This is a genomic window from Pseudomonas sp. SORGH_AS_0211, from assembly GCF_031453455.1.
Taxonomy (GTDB): Bacteria; Pseudomonadota; Gammaproteobacteria; order Pseudomonadales; family Pseudomonadaceae; genus Chryseomonas; species Chryseomonas aestiva.
In genome coordinates, this window is record NZ_JAVIZV010000001.1 from 1,570,037 (window position 1) to 1,591,436 (window position 21,400).

15 protein-coding genes and 1 pseudogene are annotated in these 21,400 nt (G+C 66.3%); 9 read left to right on the forward strand and 7 right to left on the reverse strand.

Going from position 1 to position 21,400, the window contains the following annotated elements; all coding sequences use genetic code 11:
- Positions 1-44: 44 nt before the first annotated feature.
- Complete coding sequence (gene gorA / locus QE393_RS07370) at positions 45-1,418, forward strand: glutathione-disulfide reductase (RefSeq protein ID WP_133861816.1); 1,374 nt, start codon at positions 45-47, stop codon at positions 1,416-1,418.
- Positions 1,419-1,442: 24 nt separating this feature from the next.
- Here the strand turns inward: gorA and QE393_RS07375 are convergent, their stop codons facing one another.
- Positions 1,443-2,453: a bile acid:sodium symporter family protein gene (locus QE393_RS07375; RefSeq protein ID WP_273807496.1), complete on the reverse strand. Its 1,011-nt coding sequence runs from the start codon at positions 2,451-2,453 to the stop codon at positions 1,443-1,445.
- A 76-nt stretch (positions 2,454-2,529) separates the two neighbouring features.
- Here QE393_RS07375 and QE393_RS07380 point away from each other — a divergent pair, with 76 nt between their 5' ends.
- Positions 2,530-3,324: a helix-turn-helix domain-containing protein gene (locus QE393_RS07380; protein ID WP_273807495.1), complete on the forward strand. Its 795-nt coding sequence runs from the start codon at positions 2,530-2,532 to the stop codon at positions 3,322-3,324.
- Positions 3,325-3,500: 176 nt separating this feature from the next.
- On the opposite strand, the gene QE393_RS07385 is transcribed toward QE393_RS07380, so the two are convergent.
- From QE393_RS07385 to QE393_RS07410, 6 genes are all read right to left on the reverse strand, one after another.
- Entirely contained in the window at positions 3,501-4,157 is a 657-nt protein-coding gene (locus tag QE393_RS07385; protein ID WP_133861813.1) for a glycosyltransferase family 2 protein, read from the reverse strand.
- The gene (locus QE393_RS07390) at positions 4,154-4,741 is read right to left on the reverse strand and encodes a trans-aconitate 2-methyltransferase (protein WP_273807494.1); all 588 of its coding nucleotides are present in this window, start codon (positions 4,739-4,741) and stop codon (positions 4,154-4,156) included. Before QE393_RS07390 ends, QE393_RS07385 begins: the two co-directional genes overlap by 4 nt.
- Positions 4,742-4,749: 8 nt before the next feature.
- A complete protein-coding gene (locus QE393_RS07395; protein ID WP_310042746.1) occupies positions 4,750-5,511 on the reverse strand; it encodes a PIG-L family deacetylase in 762 nt (253 codons plus the stop codon).
- Positions 5,499-6,509, reverse strand: a complete 1,011-nt coding sequence (locus QE393_RS07400) for an acyl-CoA dehydrogenase (protein WP_405046283.1) — start codon at positions 6,507-6,509, stop codon at positions 5,499-5,501. The genes QE393_RS07395 and QE393_RS07400 overlap by 13 nt, the downstream gene beginning before the upstream one ends.
- A 117-nt stretch (positions 6,510-6,626) precedes the next feature.
- Positions 6,627-9,191 carry a DNA ligase D gene (gene ligD, locus QE393_RS07405; protein ID WP_310042749.1) on the reverse strand — a complete coding sequence of 855 codons (2,565 nt, stop codon included), beginning with the start codon at positions 9,189-9,191 and terminating at the stop codon, positions 6,627-6,629.
- Positions 9,192-9,202: 11 nt separating this feature from the next.
- Positions 9,203-10,078, reverse strand: coding sequence for a Ku protein (locus QE393_RS07410; RefSeq protein ID WP_310042750.1), 876 nt, complete (start codon positions 10,076-10,078; stop codon positions 9,203-9,205).
- Positions 10,079-10,220: 142 nt separating this feature from the next.
- On the opposite strand from QE393_RS07410, the gene QE393_RS07415 reads away from it, so the two are divergent.
- The 7 genes and pseudogenes from QE393_RS07415 to glgB all read left to right on the forward strand — a co-directional run bounded on the left by QE393_RS07415 (position 10,221) and on the right by glgB (position 21,340).
- Complete coding sequence (locus tag QE393_RS07415) at positions 10,221-11,210, forward strand: XdhC family protein (RefSeq protein WP_273807489.1); 990 nt, start codon at positions 10,221-10,223, stop codon at positions 11,208-11,210.
- A gap of 2 nt (positions 11,211-11,212) precedes the next feature.
- Positions 11,213-11,695, forward strand: a pseudogene (locus QE393_RS07420) (NTP transferase domain-containing protein); the annotation flags it as partial.
- A 165-nt stretch (positions 11,696-11,860) separates the two neighbouring features.
- Entirely contained in the window at positions 11,861-12,370 is a 510-nt protein-coding gene (locus QE393_RS07425; protein WP_273807526.1) for a CinA family protein, read from the forward strand.
- Entirely contained in the window at positions 12,367-13,197 is an 831-nt protein-coding gene (gene nadE / locus QE393_RS07430) for an ammonia-dependent NAD(+) synthetase (protein WP_310042752.1), read from the forward strand. Before QE393_RS07425 ends, nadE begins: the two co-directional genes overlap by 4 nt.
- A 456-nt stretch (positions 13,198-13,653) precedes the next feature.
- On the forward strand, positions 13,654-15,657 hold the full coding sequence (locus QE393_RS07435) for an alpha-1,4-glucan--maltose-1-phosphate maltosyltransferase (protein WP_310042755.1): 2,004 nt from the start codon (positions 13,654-13,656) through the stop codon (positions 15,655-15,657).
- 137 nt (positions 15,658-15,794) lie between these two features.
- The gene (gene treS, locus QE393_RS07440; RefSeq protein ID WP_273807486.1) at positions 15,795-19,124 is read left to right on the forward strand and encodes a maltose alpha-D-glucosyltransferase; all 3,330 of its coding nucleotides are present in this window, start codon (positions 15,795-15,797) and stop codon (positions 19,122-19,124) included.
- On the forward strand, positions 19,121-21,340 hold the full coding sequence (gene glgB / locus QE393_RS07445; RefSeq protein ID WP_310042757.1) for a 1,4-alpha-glucan branching protein GlgB: 2,220 nt from the start codon (positions 19,121-19,123) through the stop codon (positions 21,338-21,340). Before treS ends, glgB begins: the two co-directional genes overlap by 4 nt.
- Positions 21,341-21,400 lie beyond the last annotated feature (60 nt).

Consider the following 21,400-nt stretch of genomic DNA (forward strand, 5'->3'; position numbering starts at 1 on the left):
GCCTTGCGTTATGCTGGCGCCAGCAGCTGCAGAGAGAGAGCTCCATGACGACCTTTGATTTCGACCTCTTCGTGATAGGCGCCGGTTCGGGCGGCGTGCGCGCGGCACGTTTCGCCGCCGACTTCGGAGCCCGGGTGGCGGTCGCGGAAAGCCGCTACCTTGGCGGCACCTGCGTCAACGTGGGCTGCATGCCCAAGAAGTACTTCATCTACGGCGCCTCCTTTCGCGACGAATTCCGCCAGGCCCGCGGCTATGGCTGGGACGCCGAGGTCCCGGCCTTCGACTGGAATACCCTGGTCGCCAGCAAGGACCACGAGATCCGCCGGCTGAACGGCATCTACCGGGCCTTGCTGGTCAACAGCGGGGTGACCCTGCTTGAAGCCCATGCCCGCATCCTCGATCCCCATACCGTCGAGGTCGAAGGCCAGCGCTATCGCTGCGAACGCATCCTCATCGCCACCGGTGGCTGGCCGGACGTGCCGGACTTTCCCGGGCGCGAGCACGCCATCACCTCCAACGAGGCCTTCTACCTGCCGGAGCTGCCCAAGCGGGTGGTGGTGGTGGGGGGCGGCTACATCGCCGTGGAATTCGCCTCGATCTTCCAGGGCCTGGGCGCTCGCACGACGCTGCTGTATCGCCGCGAGCTGTTCCTGCGCGGCTTCGACCAGGGCGTGCGCGAGCACCTGCGCGACGAGATGCTCAAACGTGGCCATGACCTGCAGTTCAATGCCGATGTGGCGCGGATCGACAAGGCCGCCGATGGCAGCCTGCAGGTGACGCTCAAGGATGATCGGGTGCTGGAAGCCGATTGCGTGTTCTATGCCACCGGCCGCCGGCCGATGCTGGATGACCTGGGGCTGGAAAACACCGGGGTGGCCCTGGATGCGCGAGGCTTCATCGAGGTCGGCGAGACCTTCCAGACCACCGAGCCGTCGATCTACGCCATCGGCGACGTCATCGGCCGGGTGCAACTGACCCCGGTGGCCCTGGCCGAGGGCATGACCCTGGCGCGGCACCTGTTCAATCCGGACAGCTATCGCCCGTTGAACTACGACCTGATCGCCAGTGCGGTCTTCAGCCTGCCCAATCTGGCCAGCATCGGCCTGAGCGAGGAGGAGGCCCGCGAACGTGGCCATCGGTTGAAGATCTTCCAGAGCAGCTTCCGGCCGACCAAGCTCAGCCTGACCGACGTCCAGGAGCGCACCCTGATGAAGCTGGTGGTGGATGCCGACAGCGACCAGGTGCTGGGCTGCCACATGGTGGGGCCGGATGCCGGCGAGCAGATCCAGTGCCTGGCCATTGCCCTCAAGGCCGGGGCGACCAAGGCCTGCTTCGACGACACCCTGGGCATCCATCCCACTGCTGCGGAAGAGTGGGTCACCATGCGCAAACCGGTTCGCGAGGACGAGGCGCGCTGATCGGGCGCCTCGCCGCCGCGCGCATCACTTGGGTAGCGGCGCTACCGCGGGCGTGACAGGCGCTACCGCCTCACGCTTGGCGTAGCGCTGGGCCAGTACCGCGCAGACCATCAGCTGGATCTGGTGGAACAGCATGATGGGCAGCAGCACCGGCCCCATGGTGCTGCCGGCGAACAGCACCTTGGCCATGGGCACTCCCGTGGCCAGGCTCTTCTTGGAGCCGCAGAAGACCACGGTGATCTCGTCTTCCTTGCTCATGCCCAGCAGCCGCGCGCTGTAGCGTGTGGCCAGCAGCACCAGGGTCAGCAGGGTGGCGCAGATGAACACCAGGCCCACCAGCGACAGGATCGGCGTCTCGCGCCACAGGCCTTCGATTACCGCGGCACTGAAGGCGGTGTAGACCACCAGCAGGATGGACCCCTGGTCGACGAACTTGAGCTTGCCCTTGTGGCGATCGACCCAGTGGCCGATCACCGGGCGCAGCAGCTGGCCGGCGACGAAGGGTAGCAGCAGCTGGACGCAGATCTTGACGATGGCATCGAGGGTGCTCTGGCCGTCCGAGCCGCCGTGGGCGTCGAGCAGCAGCCGTACCAGCAGCGGGGTGAGGAAGATGCCGAGCAGGCTGGACAGCGACGCACTGCAGACCGCCGCCGAGACATTGCCGCGCGCCATGGAGACGAAGGCGATGGACGACTGCACGGTGGCGGGCAGGGCGCACATGAACAGCACGCCGAGATAGAGCTCCGGTGTCACCAGGGGCGCCAGCAGCGGCTGCAGCGCCCAGCCGAGCAGCGGAAAGCTGACGAAGGTGAAGGCGAACACCAGCAGGTGCAGCCGCCAGTGGGTGATGCCGGCCACCAGCGCCTGGCGCGACAGCTTGGCGCCATGCAGGAAGAACAGCAGGCCGATGGCGATGTTGGTCACCACGTTGGCGACCTGGGCAGCGAGGCCCCGGCAGGGCAGCACGCTGGCCAGGATCACCGTGGCGACCAGCAGCAGGGTGAAGTTGTCGGGCATCAGGCGGGGACGAGCCATGGTCTCTCTCGGGTTGTCTGTGGATGGCCTCAAGGCTATCGTCTCCCGACCTAACCGACTAACGCGAAAAGCCCCAATGATGTCGTCAAACGGACAGTCTGCGGTCGAACGTCCCGTTCCCACGCTCGCCCACCTGCCCCGGCGGCTCTATGCCCGCGTCGAATCCCTGGCGCAGCCGGCCTGGACCCCCTGGCACCGGCATCCCTGGGGACAGCTGTCCTATGCCATCAGGGGGGTGCTCACGGTGACCACCGCCGAGGGAAGCTACGTCGCTCCGCCGCAGCGGGCGGTGTGGATCGCCGCGGATGTCGAGCACCAGGTGCGTTCCTCGCCGCAGGCGGAGATGCGCAGTCTCTACGTGAGCGCCGAGGCAGCGCCCTATGTCGGCGAGTGCTGTCGCGTGGTGGTGGTGAGTCCCCTGATCCGCGAGCTGATCAAGACCTTCAGCGGTTTCCCCCGGGAATATGACGAGGACGGTGCCGAGGGAAGGCTGGTGTCGGTGATGCTCGATCAGTTGCAGGCGGCGCCCGAGGTGGGGCTGTCGCTGCCGGCGCCCCAGGATGGCCGCTTACGGTTGCTGTGCGAGGCCCTGGCGGCCAATCCGTCGGACGACCGCACCCTGGCGCAATGGTCGAGGGTGCTGGGGGCTTCGGAAAAGACCCTGAGCCGGGCCTTCTTGCGGGATACCGAGCTGACCTTCAGGACCTGGCGGCAACGGTTGCGGCTGATCAGTGCCCTTGAGCGCCTGGAGCAGGGCGCTGCGGTGACCGAGGTGGCGCTGGATTGCGGCTACAACTCCCCATCGGCCTTTATCGCGGCCTTTCGCCGCCAGTTCGGCGCGACGCCCGGGGCCTTCGCCCTGGGCGTCTAGGGTGGTGTTTCAGGCGTTCGCACAAGAATTGGCGAGGGATTTCTGCTTCCAGACCAGGCCAGGCCAGGCGCTGCGACGAGTCATGGCAGGGCTATGGCGCTGAGTGGCAACACCGTCTGGAAGCAAGAAGCACCGCCAAGACTGTGCAGATGACTTCTGCGGCACCACGCTAACCGTCAGGCGGTGGCGCCGAGCAGGCTCAGGTAGTCACCGAAGCCGCCGCGAGCCCGGCAGTCCAGGCGCGAGCTGGTGCGTACCCGCACGCTGTTGCTCCAGGCAATGCGCGCGCCCTGGGTCTTGAGCGCGGTAACCAGGGTGACGTCCTCGTCCACGGTCATGGAGGGAAAGCCCCCGGCGCGCAGGTAGGCGGCCGCCGAGATGCCAAAGTTGGCGCCGTGAATGTGCTGATGGCCTTCACGATCATGATAGGCCGCCTCATAGCGCGCTCTCAGACCGGGGGAATGCGGAGCCCAGTCGTCCACCTCGACCACGCCGCAGACGGCATCGGCGCCGTAGGCGAGTTGAGCGGCGAACCAGTCCGGCGCCACCTCGGAATCGGCATCGGTGCAGGCCAGCCAGCGCGCGCCCCGCTGGATCAGGTGGGCCGCGCCGGTCGCGCGGGTCAGGCCGACGTTGCAGGCCCAGACCTCCAGTGCGGTCACCGGCAGGCGGCGAACGATGTCGGCGGTGCCGTCGGTGCAGCTGTCCAGCACGATGACGATCTCTACGGTCTCACCCAGCAAGGCCGGATGCCGCGCAGCGCGCAGAACCGATTGCAGACAGCGTTCGACGTGTTGCTCTTCGTTATGAGCGGGTATCACGGCACCTATCATAGAAGCTGCTCCCGGCGGGCGACGGAGGTGGGATCGGAAGACCAGAGGGTGAGGACGAAATCGGCTTCTTCGAGATGGCTCAGGCGATGCAGGCCGGGCAGGGCGGCCATGCGTTCGTGGACCTGGTCGCCGGTCAGGGCGCAGCCGTCGATGGGGTGGCGCCAGTGGCAGCCGAGCAGCACCCCGGCGGGCAACAGGGCGCTGTGGGCGCGATCCAGCAGGGCATCCAGGCCGCGCTCACCGAGGTAGTAGCCGATCTCGCTGATGACGATGAGATCGAAGGCGCCCGCGGGCCAGGCGTCCGGCAACAGCAGGTGCCGTACCTCGACCTGGGGCTGGTCGGCCAGGCGCTCGCTGGCGGTGGCGACCGCCGAGGCATTGCCGTCGCTGACCAGCAACCGTTCGCAGCGTTCGGCCAGCCGCCGGGACAGTTCACCGGTGGAGCAGCCTGGTTCATAGCCATGCGTGTATCGGCGGTGCGGCAGCACGGCCAGGGTAAGATCGCGCTTGCGCGCCTCATACCAGCGATGGCGGTAGTCCCAGGGGTCTTCGCTATCGGCGTAGAGCGAGTCGAAATAGCTCATGGAGACAGTCACGTTAGATAGACCTCCCAGGCACGCGTGAGACGGGCAACCACCGCAGGCGGCAGGATCGGCCCCTGTCCCGTGCTGGCGTCCTCGGTCAGCTGACTGCCAAAGGCGCTGACCGCACGCTTCTTCAGTGCGAGGACGTCTTCTTCCAGATCCAGGCGCCGCGCCCGGTCCCAGGGCACGCGCGGATCACCGGGAGCGGCCCAGTGCCAGGTCCAGACCGGCACCTCGATGCAGCGAGCCCCGCGCAACCGGCAGGCTTCCACCGCCGCTCGGCCGGTCGCCTCGTGATCGGGATGGCCATCCAGCCGCCAGGTGGCGAAGACCACGTCTTCGGGAGTGATGAACTCCAGCAGGCGCTGCTGCAGGGCGTCCTGCTGCTCGCTGACCTGACCGTCCGGGATCGCCAGGCGCGTCACGGTAGCGCGCTCCAGGTGCAGCCGGCGCAGGGCTTCGCGGGTTTCCAGCGGGCGGGTGTTGCGCAGGCGACTGGCAGGCCAGAGGGTGGACTGCGGATGGCTGCCATCGCCATCGGTGACCGCCACCAGCGCCAAACGGCGACCCAGTTCGCCCAGCAGGCAGAGCAGGCCGCCACAGCCGAGGATCTCGTCGTCCGGGTGAGGGGCGACCACCACGGCGCGGTGTCCCGGCGGAACCAGTTGCGAGGCTTCGATTGCCGGCATCTCGGTGAAGCCGGACCACTGCAGCCACGCCTCGGGCGGGGTGCCGAGTCCTTGAATCTGACGATCGCCTACAGTTGCCAAGGGGCACCCTCCAGCAGATTGAGGTCACCCAGTACCGCCAGATCACGTTCGGCGTGGCTCTGGCGCAGGTAGACGGGAAGGTCCGCCATGTGGCGGGCGCAATAGGCGTCACGGCACAGCGGCGCGGCGCCAAAGGCGCGGCCGGTATGGCGGATGACGATTTCGGCGCACTGCTCGACCAGGGCCCGCAACTGGCAGACGGGATAGCGGGCGTCCGCCTCGGGGTTGTGGTCGATCCAGTGGGCGGCCTGGCGCAAGGCCGTGGCGGCGCCGAGCAAGGCGGCGTCCACATGGCCCAGGTGAGCGAGGGCATGGGGTTCGCGATGACGCTTGCAATGGGCGCGCAGGGTGTCGGCCAGGGCGGTGGCGGAGCCATACCAGCAGGCGGCGATGCCACCGCCGCCATGCCAGAAGCCAGGGCGGTGCAAGTAGCGTCCGGGAGCCCCGACCAGCACGCCGGCGGCGCCATCGAAGAGCACATCGACGCTGCCCGTGTGCTGCATGCCGATGGCGCGCCAGCCATCCTGGGTGACCTCGACGCCCGGTTGCTTCATTTCCACCGCCACCAGCATCGGATGGTCGTCCATCCAGGCGGTAACCAGGGCATGGCTGACCAGGGATGCGCCGGAGCACCAGGACTTGCGGCCGTGCAGGGTGACCATGCCGTCGGCGCTGTAGCGCACCAGCAGGCGGGCGTCCGGCGGCTCGGCAGCCCAGACGCCCCAGAGGCTTTCGGGCGGCACGTAGCCATCCAGTTCGCTCAGGATGGCCAGGGCATCGGTATGGCCCTCGTACAGCTTGACCAGGCCCAGATCATGGTGGGCTACCTGGGCCAAAGCGCGCCAACGGTCCAGGGTCTGGCCCTGGCCGGGCAAGGGCAGGCGGTCGAGGCCGCGCTGATTGAGAATCTGGAGTCGGTGTTGCAGCAGTGCGGGAGTGACCTCGTCATAGGCCCACTCGTCCAGGGTGTCCTGAAGGCTATCCAGATCGATCGACATCGGCTCCATCCCGTGGCTGGCGACGGCGCTGTCCACGACAGCGCTCGTTAGTGCAGACCACGGGGAGCGACAAGGGGTTTCGCTTGGGCGCAACGCTTGCCGACGGCAGGCGTGTCACTAGGCCATGCCCAGTCGTTTGCGCCTTGTCGCCGTGAGGCTCTGGCGCACCCCGGCGTACCCGGCCCAGGGATCGTCCTTGAGCCCTTCGAGACGTTGTAGGAGGGAGTCGAAGCGCCACTGGTCGCTGCCCCGTAGGTCGCTCAGCTCGTCGCGCGTCACCGGCACCGAAACGCCGAGGTGGGGACGGGCGCGCAGGGAAAAGGCACTCACCGTGGTGGCGCCATGGCGATTGCGCAGGTAGTCGACGAAGATCTTCCCCTGGCGGTTCTGGGCGCCCATCTTGGCAGCGAAGAGCTTGGGCAGGGTGTTGGCCAGGTGCTGGGCGGCCGCCTGGGCGAAGGCCTTGACGGTGTCCCAATCCTGGCGCCGATCCAGGGGCACCACCAGGTGCAGGCCGCGGCCACCGCTGGTCTTGACGAAAGCCTGGAGGTCCAGCTCGTCGAGCAGGGTCAGCACCAGCTCCGTCGCTTCCACCATGCGCGACCAGGGCAGGGCGGGATCGGGGTCGAGATCGAGGATGAAGCGGTTGGGGCGATCGATACGGTCAGCGGTGGCATTCCAGGTATGGAGTTCCACCGTACCCATCTGGGCCGCGCCGATGAGCGCCTCGCGACTGTCGATGACCATCAGCGGTGCGTGACCCGGATCCAGCTCAGGCGCCAGTTCGCGGATATGGGGAATCGCGAGGGTCTGCTTGTGCTTCTGGAAGATCTGCTCGCCGGCGATACCCTCGGGCGTACGGACCAGGGCCACGGGCCGGTCGGCCAGGTGCGGCAGGATCCAGTCGGCGACGGCGGCGTAATAGCCGGCCACGTCGAGCTTGCGTGCGCCGCTGGCCTCGTCAATGACGCGCCCAGGGTGGCTGATGCGCACCCCGGCGACGGTCGCCTCCTGCTGGCCGGCACCGGGTTTGCGTCGGGGCGTGGCATCGGGATCCTCGGCTTCCCGTGCCGGCGCGGCCCGTTCGAGACCGATGCCCTCGGCCGGCTTGTCGCCACGCAGGCCATGGAAGACGCCCTGACGGACGATGCGATCCTGGGTCAGCTCGGCATAGGCGATCTCGCACAGCTGCTCGGGCCGCAACCAGGTCACCTCGCGGTAGGCAGCGCCCCTGGGCGGATCCACCACCGGTGGCTTATCGACGATCAGCGGCTGGAATCTGGCGTGCAACTGCTTGAGCAAGGCGGCAGTGAAGCCGGTGCCGACCTTGCCGGCATAGTGCAGCCGGCCCTGGTCATCGTGCAGCGCCACCAGCAGCGCGCCCAGGTGCTGGCGACCGCCCTTGGGCGGGGTGTAGCCGACGATGATGAATTCCTGGCGATGGGCGCACTTGAGCTTGATCCAGTCCTTGTTGCGCCGGGAGCGATAGGCGCTGCCCAGGCGCTTGCCGATCACCCCTTCGAGGCCCAATTCGCAGGCGCTGGCCAGGATGCGATCGGCCGGTACCTCGAAGGCGGTGGAAAAGCGCAGCAGGTCGCTGTCGTTGCCTTGCTCCAGCAGCTTGCCGAGCAGCTCGCGGCGCTGCTCGACTGGTACCTCGCGCAGATCCGCGCCATTGAGATAGGGCAGGTCGAACAGGTAATAGGCGATGCGGGTCGCCTTGCCAGTCTCGAAGGCATTCTGCAGCGCCTGGAAGCTGGAGACGCCCCGCGCATCATTGACCACGATCTCGCCGTCCAGCCAGGCGTTTTCCAGGCCGAGGGCCGCCAGCGCCCTGGCCTGCTCCGGCAGGCGTTCGGTCCAGTCGTTGCCGCTGCGGGTGAAGAGGCGCACCTCACCGCCCTCGATATGGGCGAGCAGCCGGTAGCCGTCGTATTTCACCTCGTACAGCCAGTCGCCGGCCGGCGGACTATCGACCAGGGTCGCCAGTTGCGCCTCCAGCGTCTCGGGCAGCTTGGCCTTGCGCGCCTTGGCCTGGCGTGCCGGCGTCTTGGCTGCCTTCGGTTGGTCGGTGGTTTTGCCCTTGGACCTGGCCTTGGGCTGCGCCAGCCGCGGCAGGGTCTTGTCGCTCAGTACGCTGTCGGGTTCGGCAGCGGTCACCTCGTAGTCGGCGCTGTCGCGGGCCTCGGCGTCGCGCTCCTTGATCAGCAACCATTGCGGCTTGTCGCTATGGCCCTGCAGCCGGGTGCGTACCAGGGTCCAGTGGCCGCGAAGCTTTTCGCCGCGGAGTTCGAACTTGAGCTTCCCAGCGGCATAGGCTTCGGCGGCATCGCCCTCCGCCTGCCACTCGCCGCGATCCCAGACGATGACATCGCCCGCGCCGTACTGGCCTTCGGGAATGCTGCCTTCGAAGCTGCCGTAGGCGAGCGGATGATCCTCCACCTGGACCGCCAGGCGTTTTTCACCGGGATCCAGGCTGGGACCCTTGGGCACCGCCCAGCTCTTGAGGGTGCCGTCCAGCTCCAGACGGAAGTCATAGTGCAGGCGACGGGCATCGTGCTTCTGGATGACGAAACTCAGGGCGCCCTCGGCCTTGCGCCGGCGCGGGCGGTCCTCGTCACGCGGCTCGGCGGTGATGTCGAAGTTGCGCTTGCGGTTGTATTCGCTGGACGGGCTGGCCATGGCGGCGGTCCTCACTTGGCCTTGCGGGTACGGCTGGCGGCCGGGCTACGGCGGCCGCTCGAACGACCGGCGCCCTTGGGCTTGGGTGCGTCCTTGGCTTTGTCCTGCTTGCCGCCCAGGCTACGGCGCAGCAATTCGGTGAGGTCGATGACGTCGGCGCCGCTGTCCTCGGTTTCGGGCTCCTCGGCGACGGCTTCGAGCTTGCCGTCCTTGAGCTTGCGTTCGACCAGGGCCATGACGTTGTCCTTGAAGGTGTCGTGGTACTGCTCCGGATCCCATTGCTCGGTCATCTCGTCCACCAGCCGCTGGGCCATGTCCACTTCCTTCTTGGTGACCTTGGCGTCCAGCCTTTCGAGCCCGACGTCTTCCGCGGAGCGGACCTCGTCGGCCCAGCGCAGGGTGTTGAGCACCAGGGCATCGCCCAGCGGCATGATCACCGCCAGATGCTGCTTGGAGTGCATCACCAGGTTGGCCACGCCCACCTTGCCGGCGGCGCTCAGGGTGTCGCGAAGCAGGGCATAGACCTTTTCGCCGTTCTTGTCCGGCGCCAGGTAGTAGGGCTTCTCGAAGTGCAGGATGGAGATCTCCCGCGCCTCGACGAAGGTGAGGATGTCGATTGTGCGCGTGGCCTCGGGCAGCGCGTTGTGGATCTCGTCCTCGCTGAGCACCACGTACTTGCCCTTGCCATGTTCGACGCCCTTGACGATATGCTCGCTGGGCACCTCCTTGCCAGTGGTCTTGTTGATCCGCTTGTAGCCCACCGGATCGAGGCTGCGTTCGTCCAGCCAGTCGAAGTCGATGCCCGATTGCCGGGTCGCCGAGACGACCGAAACGGGGATGTGCACCAGGCCGAAGCTGACGGCGCCTTTCCAGATCGAGCGGGGCATGGACGTTCTCCTCTTGGGTGTCCCCTATGGATAGGCCGGCGATCCATCGGGTTCCGCCTTGGGGAACCCCGCTCCGCTGTTGGGTTCTACCCCCGGAACGACGCTTTTGCCGTCGCAGGTGCAGGGTAGAGAGGAGCAGGGCGTGGACAGTGTCGATCAAGAAGTTTTGCGCAAGACCCTGGCCTGGCGACGGGAGGGACATGGCGTCCGCCTGTTTACCGTGGTCCAGACCTGGGGCAGTTCGCCACGGCCGCCGGGCGCCATGCTGGCCCTGCGCGACGATGGCCAGGTCTGTGGCTCCGTGTCCGGTGGCTGCATCGAGGACGATCTGATCGCCCGACTGCACGCCGGCCGGTTCGCCGGGGAACGCCCGGAGATCATCACCTACGGTGTCTCCGGCGACGAAGCCGCGCGTTTCGGGCTGCCCTGTGGCGGCACCCTGCGTCTGGTGCAGGAGCAGGTCGGGGACTGGCGCTGGGTCGAGCAGCTGCTGCAATGCTGCGACGGCCACGAACTGGCCTTGCGTGAGCTGGACCTGGCGACCGGCGAGGTGCGGATTTCCAGCACCACCCGCGATGCGCCGGTCACCCTGGACGAGCAGCGGCTGCGCCTGGTCCATGGGCCGCGCTGGCGGCTGCTGCTGATCGGCGCCGGTCAGCTGTCGCTCTATGTCGCCGACATGGCGGCCATGCTCGATTTCGAGGTGCTGGTCTGCGACCCCCGCGTTGAATTCCGCCAGGGGTGGGAGATGCGCCAGGCGCGTTTCATCTCCGGCATGCCGGACGATGCCGTGCTGTCGATCCGCCCGGACGAACGCACCGCGGTGGTGGCCCTGACCCACGATCCGCGCCTGGATGACCTGGCGTTGCTGACGGCGCTGCAGTCCGACGCCTTCTACGTCGGCGCCCTGGGCTCGCTGCGCAACAACGACCGGCGGCGGGAGCGGCTGCTGCAGCTGGACCTGCCGGTCGCGGCGATCAATCGCCTGCATGGCCCCATCGGCCTGCATATCGGCAGTCATACCCCGCCGGAAATCGCCCTGTCGCTGCTGGCGGAGGTGGTCGCCGTCAAGAACGGCATCGCCCTGACCCAGAAGAAGCGCGCCCTGGTGGCAGTGGAGCAGGTCGCCTAGGGATGTCCGGGGTTCAGGTGCTGATCCTCGCGGCGGGTGCCGGGAGCCGGTTCCGCGCCGCAGGCGGCGGCGACAAGTTGCAGGCCACCTTGCCCGGGCCGTCCGAGCTGACGGTGTTGCAGGCGACCTTTCGACTGTGGCGAGGCGTGGGTCTGCCGTGCCTAGCGGTGGTTTCGGACAGCGCCCCCTGGCGCGCCGAGCTGGCGCAGCAGGAAGGCCTGGCGGTGCTCAGTGTGCCCACCACCGGCATGGGCGACAGCCTGGCCGCTGCCGTGCGAGCGACGTCCGGAGCGTCCGGTTGGCTGGTGACCCTGGGCGATATGCCCTTCGTGCAGCCCGCGACGGCCCGGCAGTTGCTGGATCTGCATCATCCCGAGCGCATCGTCATCCCGACCTGCCAGGGCAGGCGTGGCCACCCCGTGCTCTTTGGTCGGAATTTTGCCGCTGCGCTGGGCGAACTCGAGGGCGACGAAGGAGCGAAACGGCTCCTGCGCGAGGGTTCGGTGCTAGAGCGGGAGGTCGCGGACGCCGGTATCCACCACGACATCGATACGCCCGCCGACCTGGAAAATACCCGGCAGGCAGCCCCAGAACTTCCCCGATTCGCCGCTCTTCCAACGGAGGAGCACCGCTTTGGGGGACACGCACTCATGAACACCATCGAGTCCATGCTGGACTATCTCAAGACCCGCGAACTGCAACTCACCACGGCGGAATCCTGCACGGCCGGCAAGGTCGTGGGGCTGCTGTCGGAAGTACCCGGCAGCGGCGGCTGCATCGAATCGGGTTACGTCGTCTATTCCCCCGAGGCCAAACAGCGTCTCCTGGGCGTCAGGCCGGAGACCATCGAGCGTCACAACCTCACCAGCGAGGAAGTGGCGCGGGAGATGGCCGCCGGGGCCCTGCGCGACAGTCCGGCCCAGGTGGCCATCGCCAATACCGGGCTGGCCGGGCCCGGCGGAGCCGATGGCATTCCCCAGGGAACCGTCTGCTTCGCCTGGGGCTACCGGGTTGGCGATGACATCGTGCTCTATTCCGAAACCCAGCATTTCCCCGGCGATCGCGAGGCCGTGCAACTGGCGGCTGCCCGTCACAGCCTCGGCGCCGTAGTGACCTATCATCAACGTCTCGAACGCGAATCAGAGGAGAACGCCCGATGACCGAAGCCATTCAGCGCGACATCATCCAGGCCCTGCAGGTACCCGAACAGTTCGATCCGGCCGCGGAAGCGGAACGGCGTATCCAGTTCCTCAAGGATTATCTGCTGAACAGCCGCCAGGAGAGCTATGTGCTGGGCATCAGTGGTGGCGTGGATTCCTCCACCGCTGGCCGACTCGCCCAACTGGCGGTGGAGCGGGCGCGCGAGGAAAGTGGCAATGCCCGCTTGAGATTCATCGCCATGCGGCTGCCCTATGGCGTGCAGCGCGATGAGGCGGATGCCCAGCGCGCCCTGCAATTCATCCAGCCCGACGAGACCCATACCGTCAATATCAAGCCAGCCAGCGACGCCATGCTCGCCTCGGTCCGCGAAGCCCGAGTGGCCTTCGATGATGAACTCCATGAAGACTTCACCCTGGGCAACATCAAGGCGCGCCAGCGCATGATCGCCCAGTACGCCGTAGCCGGCGCACGCCGGGGCCTGGTGATAGGCACCGATCATGCGGCGGAAGCGCTGATGGGCTTCTATACCAAGTTCGGCGATGGCGCCTGTGACCTGACGCCCTTGCACGGACTCAACAAGCGGCGGGTAAGGGCAGTGGCCGAGTGGCTAGGCGCGCCGAACGAATTGGTGCACAAGGTGCCGACCGCCGATCTGGAATCCCTGTCGCCTGGCAAGGCCGATGAAGATGCCTTCGGCATCACCTATGCCGAGATCGACGATTTCCTGGAAGGCAAGGCGGTAAGCCCGGCTACCCTGGAGATCATTCTCACTACCTACCGGCGTAGCGCCCACAAGCGTGATTTTCCCTACACACCCTTCCATTGAAATCATAGGGTTGCGGGTATTACTTCAGGTGATTTCTCGAACAGCGGCTGCAGTACGACTGCCATCCTGGCATGTGCTGCGCTGCTGCTCGACGAACACTAGGACGCTAGTCATTAAGTTAGATATCGCTTTATATCTGTGCTTCAAGCATATGATATAAAAAGAGTTTTCCTGATTTTCTGCACCTGTCAGTCATTGGGCTTTGGCTGAACTTTTGCGCGCCGTCAGTGCTCTGACTCTTTCAGACACACCCGCGTGAGTGCTTCCGGTTGCAGTAGAGCCGCGGCTGTCTGGAGTGGCGTCCTCCTGGGCGTCGCTGCGGGTTACCGACTCCTTGCAGGGGTTCGGCCAGCCGGGCCTCTTTGGCGGCAAGCCAAGCAGTAGCGGGTTCATGACCAAGGTCGCAACGCCAGCGCGTTGCGGCCTTTCACGCGTCCCAAGATGGAGTCAGGCTCGATGTCGAACACCGATCTCCCCGGTTCTTTTTCCACGCTTTCTCTCGATCCTGCTACCGCTGCCCAGGCCCCGCGCATCGCCATAGAGGCGGTTACGCCGGCCGTGGACAATGGCCAGTTCCCTGCCAAGGGCATCACCGGGCGGGTGGTCGAAGTGACCGCCAAGATCTTCGCCGATGGCCACGACAAGCTGGCTGCCAGCGTGCTCTGGCGCAAGGAGGGCGAAGAGAACTGGCAACAGGCCCCGCTGACGCTCGAGACCAATGACCTCTGGCGTGGGCACTTCACCCCACCGGCCGTGGGCCGCTATGAATTCGTGGTCCAGGCCTGGTGGGATGTCTGGGGTACCTACCGCTACGAGATCGAGAAGAAGTACGCCGCGGGCGTCGGGCTGAACCTGGAACTGCAGGAAGGCCGTCTCCACGTCGAGCAGGCCCTGTCCCGTGCCGAAGGCGAGCAGCGCGGCCCACTGGAGGCGCTGCTGCAGCGCCTGGACCAGGCCGGTAGCGAAGGTGACAAGGTCGCCGTCCTGCTGGCGGGCGAGGCGAGCCAGGCCATGACCCCGGTGGACGCCTATGTCCACCTGACCCACAGCATCGAATATCCCTTGGACATCGAGCGTCTGCGCGCCGAATTCGCCAGCTGGTACGAACTCTTCCCCCGTTCCATCACCGATGATCCCCATCGCCATGGCACCTTCCGCAACGTGATCGGCGAATTGCCACGCGTGCGCGACATGGGCTTCGATGTGCTGTACTTCCCGCCGATCCATCCGATCGGCCTGGCCCATCGCAAGGGCAAGAACAACACCCTGGGTGCCGGCGCCGATCAGCCGGGCAGCCCCTACGCCATCGGCAGCCCGGACGGCGGCCACGACGCCGTGCATCCCGAACTGGGTACCCTGGACGACTTCCGTGCCCTGGTGGCTGCCGCCGCCGATCACGGCCTGGAGATCGCCCTGGATTTCGCCATCCAGTGCTCGCCAGACCATCCGTGGCTCAAGGAGCATCCGGGCTGGTTCTCCTGGCGCCCGGACGGCTCCATGCGCTATGCGGAGAATCCGCCGAAGAAGTACCAGGACATCGTCAACGTCGACTTCTATGCCCAGGACGCCGTGCCGGATCTGTGGCTGGCGTTGCGTGATGTGGTCTGGCACTGGGTGGAGCAGGGCGTGAAGATCTTCCGCGTCGACAACCCCCACACCAAGCCGCTGCCCTTCTGGGAATGGCTGATCGCCGACATCCGCGGGCGCGATGCCGATGTCATGTTCCTCGCCGAAGCCTTCACCAAGCCGGCGATGATGGCGCGCCTGGGCAAGGTGGGCTACAGCCAGAGCTACACCTACTTCACCTGGCGCAACACCAAGGCCGAACTGACCGAGTATTTCACCGAGCTCAACGAACCGCCGCTACGCGATTGCTACCGGCCGAATTTCTTCGTCAACACGCCGGACATCAACCCGGCCTTCCTGCAGACCAGTGGCCGGCCCGGCTTCCTCATCCGTGCGGCGCTGGCCACCATGGGCTCCGGCCTCTGGGGCATGTACGCCGGCTTCGAACTCTGCGAGGGCGCGCCGCTCACGCCGGGCAAGGAGGAGTACCTGGATTCGGAGAAATACGAGCTGCGGCCGCGCGACTTCTATGCGCCGGGCAACATCATGGGCGAGATCGCCCAGCTCAACCGTATCCGTCGGCAGAATCCCGCGTTGCAAACCCATCTGGGGTTGAAGGTCTACACCTGCTGGAACGATCAGATCCTCTACTTCGGCAAGCGCACCGACGATCTGGGCAACTTCATCCTGGTGGCGATCAACCTGGATCCCTTCAATGCCCAGGAGGGCCACTTCGAATTGCCGCTGTGGGAGCTGGGCCTCGACGATCACGCGACCACCTACGGCGAAGACCTGATGACCGGGCACCGCTGGGCCTGGCACGGCAAGACTCAGTGGACACGGCTGGAGCCGTCGATGCCCTTCGGCATCTGGCGCATCCGGACGGGCCACTAGCGATACCTCGGGCGGAGCGCGTCAGGCCACTCGGGGATAGGTCCCTAGGTGCCTGGCGCCTTCCGTCATCATCGCCGGACGGCCTGGACGACCGGTGCACGCATACGCTTCAGACGCCCTGTTAAGGACCTGACGACATGGCAAAACCCAATAAAGCTCGCTCCCGCAAACCTGCCGCCTTCATCGACGATCCGCTCTGGTACAAGGATGCGATCATCTACCAGGTGCACGTGAAGTCGTTCTTCGATTCCAACAACGATGGCATCGGTGACTTCCCCGGCCTGATCGACAAGCTGGACTACATCGCCAGCCTGGGCGTCAACACCATCTGGCTGCTGCCGTTCTATCCCTCGCCGCGGCGCGACGACGGCTATGACATCGCCGAATACCGTGGCATCCATCCTGACTACGGCACCATGGCCGATGCCAAGCGTTTCATCGCCGAAGCCCATGCCCGTGGCCTGCGGGTGATCACCGAGCTGGTCATCAACCATACCTCCGACCAGCACCCCTGGTTCCAGCGCGCCCGGCGCGCCAAGAAGGGTTCGGCGGCGCGCAACTTCTATGTCTGGTCCGACGACGACCAGAAGTACGACGGCACCCGCATCATCTTCCTCGACACCGAAAAGTCCAACTGGACCTGGGACCCGGTCGCTGGCCAGTACTTCTGGCACCGCTTCTATTCCCACCAGCCGGACCTCAACTTCGACAATCCCCAGGTCATGAAGGCGGTCATCTCGATCATGAGGTACTGGCTGGACCTGGGTGTCGACGGCCTGCGCCTGGACGCCATTCCCTATCTGGTGGAGCGCGACGGTACCAACAACGAGAACCTTCCCGAGACCCACGTGGTGCTCAAGGAGATTCGCGCCGAGATCGACGCCAACTATCCCGACCGCATGCTACTGGCCGAGGCCAACCAGTGGCCGGAAGACACCCAGCTGTATTTCGGCGATGGCGACGAATGCCACATGGCCTTCCACTTCCCGTTGATGCCGCGCATGTACATGGCCATCGCCCAGGAAGACCGCTTCCCCATCACCGACATCCTGCGCCAGACGCCGGAGATCCCGGCCAACTGCCAGTGGTCGATCTTCCTGCGCAACCACGATGAACTGACCCTGGAGATGGTGACCGACCGCGAGCGGGACTACCTCTGGAACTACTACGCCTCGGACCGCCGTGCGCGCATCAACCTCGGCATTCGTCGCCGCCTGGCGCCCCTGCTGGAACGCGACCGCCGGCGTATCGAGCTGCTCAACAGCCTGCTGCTGTCGATGCCCGGTACCCCGACGATGTATTACGGCGACGAAATCGGCATGGGTGACAACATCCACCTGGGCGACCGCGATGGCGTGCGGACCCCGATGCAGTGGTCGGTCGACCGCAACGGCGGCTTCTCCCGCGCCGACCCGGCCAGCCTGGTGCTGCCCTCGATCATGGACCCGCTCTACGGCTACCAGGCGATCAACGTCGAGGCCCAGTCGCGCGATCCCCATTCGCTGCTCAACTGGACGCGGCGCATGCTGGCCGTGCGCAAGCAGCAGAAGGCCTTCGGTCGCGGCACCCTGAAGATGCTGTCGCCCACCAACAGACGCATCCTGGCCTACCTGCGCGACTTCACCAATGCCCAGGGCGAGCACGAGACCATCCTCTGCGTGGCCAACGTCTCCCGCGCTGCCCAGGCGGTGGAACTGGACCTGTCCAGCTTCGCCGGTCAGGTACCGGTGGAAATGATCGGTGGCAGCGCCTTCCCGCCCATCGGCCAGCTGCCCTACATGCTGACCCTGCCGCCCTACGGCTTCTACTGGTTCTACCTGGCCGGCAACGAGCAGATGCCGGCCTGGCACACCGAGCCGCCAGCGCCGATGCCCGACTACCAGACGGTGGTCATCAAGCGCAATCTGCAGGAACTGCTGGACGGCGAGCCGCGCCGCATCTTCGAAGAGGTGCTGCCGGTCTATCTGCCCAAGCGTCGCTGGTTCGGCTCCAAGGACGAGGCCATCACCGGTGTGCGGCTGGACTATGCCGTGCAGATCAACACGCCCAAGCTGCCGGTGATGTTCAGCGAGGTGGTGGTGACCAATGCCAAGGGCGAAGAGCGCTACGCCTTGCCCCTCGGCTTCCTCGCCGAAGAGGACCAGCACTGCAGTCCGCTGGCGACCCAGCTGGCGCTTTCCCGCATCCGCCACGTGCGGCGTGTGGGCCTGGTGACCGACGCCTTTGCCCTGACCAGCTTCGTGCATGGCGTGTTCGATGCCTTCCACAAGGGTGCCAGGCTGGCGTCCCCGGCCGGGGACCTGAGCTTCGAGGTCTACGACCAGGCCGAGGACTTCGCGCTGGATCCGGCTATCGAGATCAAGCACCTGGGCGTCGAGCAGTCCAACAGTTCGCTGATCGTCGGCGACCACCTGATGCTCAAGCTGATCCGCAAGGTGGCGCCGGGCATCCACCCGGAAGTGGAGATGGGGCGCTATCTGGCCCAGGCCGGGTTCGCCAACATCGCCGCGACCCATGCCGTCGCCCAGCGCATCGCGGCGGATGGCACGCCGCACGTGCTGATGCTGGTACAGCAGCACATCCACAACCAGGGCGATGCCTGGACCTGGAGCCTCGACGGTCTGGATCGCGTCACCCGTGACCTGCTCAGCGGCGGCATCTCCGACGTGGAGAACGAATTCACCGCCATGGGCGATCTGACTGCCTTCGCGGGCGTGCTGGGCAAACGTCTGGGCGAGATGCATCTCGTGCTGGCGCAGCCCACCGAGGATGCGGCCTTCGCGCCCGAAACCGTGGACGCTCAGGCGGCCAAGGACCTGGCGCATCGCGTTCGCCTCCAGGTGGACAACGCCCTGGATACCCTGCAGGGCATGGGCGATCAGCTCGACGCCACTGGCAAGGCGCTGCTGCAGGGCCTGGTCGGCAAGCGCGAAGCCCTGGCCAAGCGCATCGAGGCCCTGGCGGCCGATGTCGAGGGCGGTCTGCGCATCCGCGTCCACGGCGATCTGCACCTGGGTCAGGTGCTGGTGGCCCAGGACGATGCCATCCTCATCGACTTTGAAGGCGAGCCGGCGCGGTCGCTGGAAGAACGCCGTGGCAAGTACGGTCCGCACAAGGACGTCGCCGGGGTGCTGCGCTCCTTCGACTACGCGGCGGCCATGGTCACCCAGTCGAGCAACGCCGGCGCGGATACCTCGGAAGAGCACCTGCAACTGCGTGCCAAGGCGGCAGAAACCTACCGCAATGCTTCCTACGCGGCCTTCCTGGAAGGCTATCGCGCTGCGGCGGCCGGCATCGGCCACCAGTGGAGCGAGCGGGGCGAGCAGGCGGCGCTGGATCTCTACAGCCTGGAGAAGGCGGTCTATGAGATAGGCTACGAGGCTGCCAACCGACCCACCTGGATCAACATCCCGCTACGTGGCGTCGCCGCCATCGTCGAGACCCTCTTGTCCGGAGCCCGCGCATGACCGATCACAACACCGCTCCTGTCGCTCCGCTGGACGACGCCCGGCTCTCGGCTGCCGAGGCCGAGTCCCTGGCCCGTGGCGAGCACGGCAATCCCTTCGCCGTGCTCGGCCCCCATCCCGATGGCGAGGGCCTGATCGTCCGCGCCTTCCTGCCCAACGCCCTGGGCGCGGAACTGGTCGATCGCGTGAGCGGTCGGTCGCTGGCCCAGATGCAACCCGGGCGGGTGCCCGGGCTGTTCGTCGCGCGGCTCGACTACGCCGCGCCCTACAAGCTGGTCATTCGCTGGCCCAGTGGTGTGCAGGAGACCGAGGATCCCTATTCCTTCGGCTTGCTGCTGGGAGAAACCGATCTCTACCTGTTCAACGAAGGCCGCCACCGTAATCTCGGCGAGACCTTTGGCGCCCAGCGCTGCCAGGTCGACGGCGTGGAGGGCGTGCGCTTCGCGGTCTGGGCACCCAATGCCCGGCGAGTCTCGGTGGTCGGCGACTTCAACAGCTGGGACGGGCGCCGCCTGCCCATGCGCCTGCGTGCCAACAGCGGCGTCTGGGAGCTCTTCGTGCCGCGCCTGCCGGTCGGCACCGCCTACAAGTACGAGATCCTCGGCCAGCACGGCGTGTTGCCGCTCAAGGCCGATCCCATCGCCCTGGCCGCGGAACTGCCACCGCGCACCGCCTCGGTGGTGGCCGACAACAAACCCTTCACCTGGCACGACCAGGACTGGATGGCCCGCCGTCGCGAGCTGCAGGGTGTGGAAGCGCCCATCTCGGTCTACGAACTGCACGCCGGGTCCTGGCGCCGCGAAGGCGGTGACGAGGGGCGCCAGTACAACTGGCGCGAACTGGCCGAGCGCCTGATTCCCTACATCCGCGAGATGGGCTTCACCCATATCGAGCTGTTGCCGATCATGGAGCATCCCTTCAGCGGTTCCTGGGGCTACCAGCCCCTGGGCCAATTCGCGCCCACCTCGCGCTTCGGTACCCCGGCGGACTTCGCCGCCTTCGTCGACGCCTGTCACCAGGCCGACATCGGCGTCATCCTCGACTGGGTACCGGCGCATTTCCCGACCGACGAACATGGCCTGGCCCGCTTCGACGGTACCGCGCTGTACGAATACGAGCACCCCTACGAGGGCTTCCACCAGGATTGGAATACCTACATCTACAACCTGGGGCGCCACGAGGTGCATGGCTTCATGCTGGCGTCGGCCATGCACTGGCTCAAGCACTTTCACATCGACGGTCTGCGCGTGGATGCCGTCGCCTCCATGCTCTACCGCGACTACTCGCGCAAGCACGGTGAGTGGATTCCCAACATCCATGGTGGTCGCGAGAACCTGGAAACCATCGCCTTCCTGCGTCATCTCAACGAGGTGGTCCACGAGGAGGCGCCAGGTGCCCTGGTGATCGCCGAGGAATCCACCTCCTGGCCGGGCGTCAGTGCGCCGGTCAGCGAAGGCGGCCTGGGCTTCGACTTCAAGTGGAACATGGGCTGGATGAACGACACCCTCCACTACGTGGAGGAGGACCCGGTCTATCGCCAGTACCATCACCACCAGATGACCTTCGGCCTGGTGTATGCCTGGTCGGAGCGCTTCATGCTGCCCATCTCCCACGACGAGGTGGTGCACGGCAAGGGCTCGATGATCGAGAAGATGCCGGGCGACGTCTGGCAGAAATTTGCCAATCTGCGCACCTACCTGAGCTTCATGTGGACCCATCCGGGCAAGAAGCTGCTGTTCATGGGCTGCGAATTCGGCCAATGGCGCGAGTGGAGTCATGATCGCGAGCTGGACTGGTTCCTGCTGGAGCACGGCACTCACCGGGGCGTGCAGCAGCTGCTGGCCGATCTCAACCAGCTCTATCGTCACGAACCGGCACTGCACGAGCGTGATCACCTGCCCGAAGGCTTCGACTGGATAATCGGCGACGACAATGGCAACAGCGTCTTCGCCTGGTTGCGTAAGGACGCCCAGCAGCGACCGCTGCTGGTGATCGCCAACTTCACTCCGGTACCGCGTCACGATTACCGGGTGGGCGTGCCTTCGCTGGGTCATTGGCAGGAGATCTTCAACAGCGATGCCGAGCGCTACGGCGGCTCCAACCTGGGCAATGGCGGCGGGGTAACGGCCGAGGAGATCGGCGCCCACGGCCAACCGGCCTCGCTGAATCTGCAAGTGCCGCCGCTTGGTCTGCTGGTGTTCAAGCCGCAGGGCTGATCCGGGAGCGCCCCATGCGGGGCGTGTTCCGCTGACAGGCATCCCCGTTCTGGGCGATGC

Excerpts from the sequence above, each read along its gene's own strand:
- gorA (WP_133861816.1), top strand. The coding sequence starts at position 45 with ATGACGACCTTTGATTTCGACCTCTTCGTGATAGGCGCCGGTTCGGGC.
- QE393_RS07375 (WP_273807496.1), bottom strand. The coding sequence starts at position 2,453 with ATGGCTCGTCCCCGCCTGATGCCCGACAACTTCACCCTGCTGCTGGTC.
- QE393_RS07380 (WP_273807495.1), top strand. The coding sequence starts at position 2,530 with ATGATGTCGTCAAACGGACAGTCTGCGGTCGAACGTCCCGTTCCCACG.
- QE393_RS07385 (WP_133861813.1), bottom strand. The coding sequence starts at position 4,157 with ATGATAGGTGCCGTGATACCCGCTCATAACGAAGAGCAACACGTCGAA.
- QE393_RS07390 (WP_273807494.1), bottom strand. The coding sequence starts at position 4,741 with ATGAGCTATTTCGACTCGCTCTACGCCGATAGCGAAGACCCCTGGGAC.
- QE393_RS07400 (WP_405046283.1), bottom strand. The coding sequence starts at position 6,509 with ATGTCGATCGATCTGGATAGCCTTCAGGACACCCTGGACGAGTGGGCC.
- ligD (WP_310042749.1), bottom strand. The coding sequence starts at position 9,191 with ATGGCCAGCCCGTCCAGCGAATACAACCGCAAGCGCAACTTCGACATC.
- QE393_RS07410 (WP_310042750.1), bottom strand. The coding sequence starts at position 10,078 with ATGCCCCGCTCGATCTGGAAAGGCGCCGTCAGCTTCGGCCTGGTGCAC.
- QE393_RS07425 (WP_273807526.1), top strand. The coding sequence starts at position 11,861 with ATGAACACCATCGAGTCCATGCTGGACTATCTCAAGACCCGCGAACTG.
- nadE (WP_310042752.1), top strand. The coding sequence starts at position 12,367 with ATGACCGAAGCCATTCAGCGCGACATCATCCAGGCCCTGCAGGTACCC.
- QE393_RS07435 (WP_310042755.1), top strand. The coding sequence starts at position 13,654 with ATGTCGAACACCGATCTCCCCGGTTCTTTTTCCACGCTTTCTCTCGAT.
- treS (WP_273807486.1), top strand. The coding sequence starts at position 15,795 with ATGGCAAAACCCAATAAAGCTCGCTCCCGCAAACCTGCCGCCTTCATC.
- glgB (WP_310042757.1), top strand. The coding sequence starts at position 19,121 with ATGACCGATCACAACACCGCTCCTGTCGCTCCGCTGGACGACGCCCGG.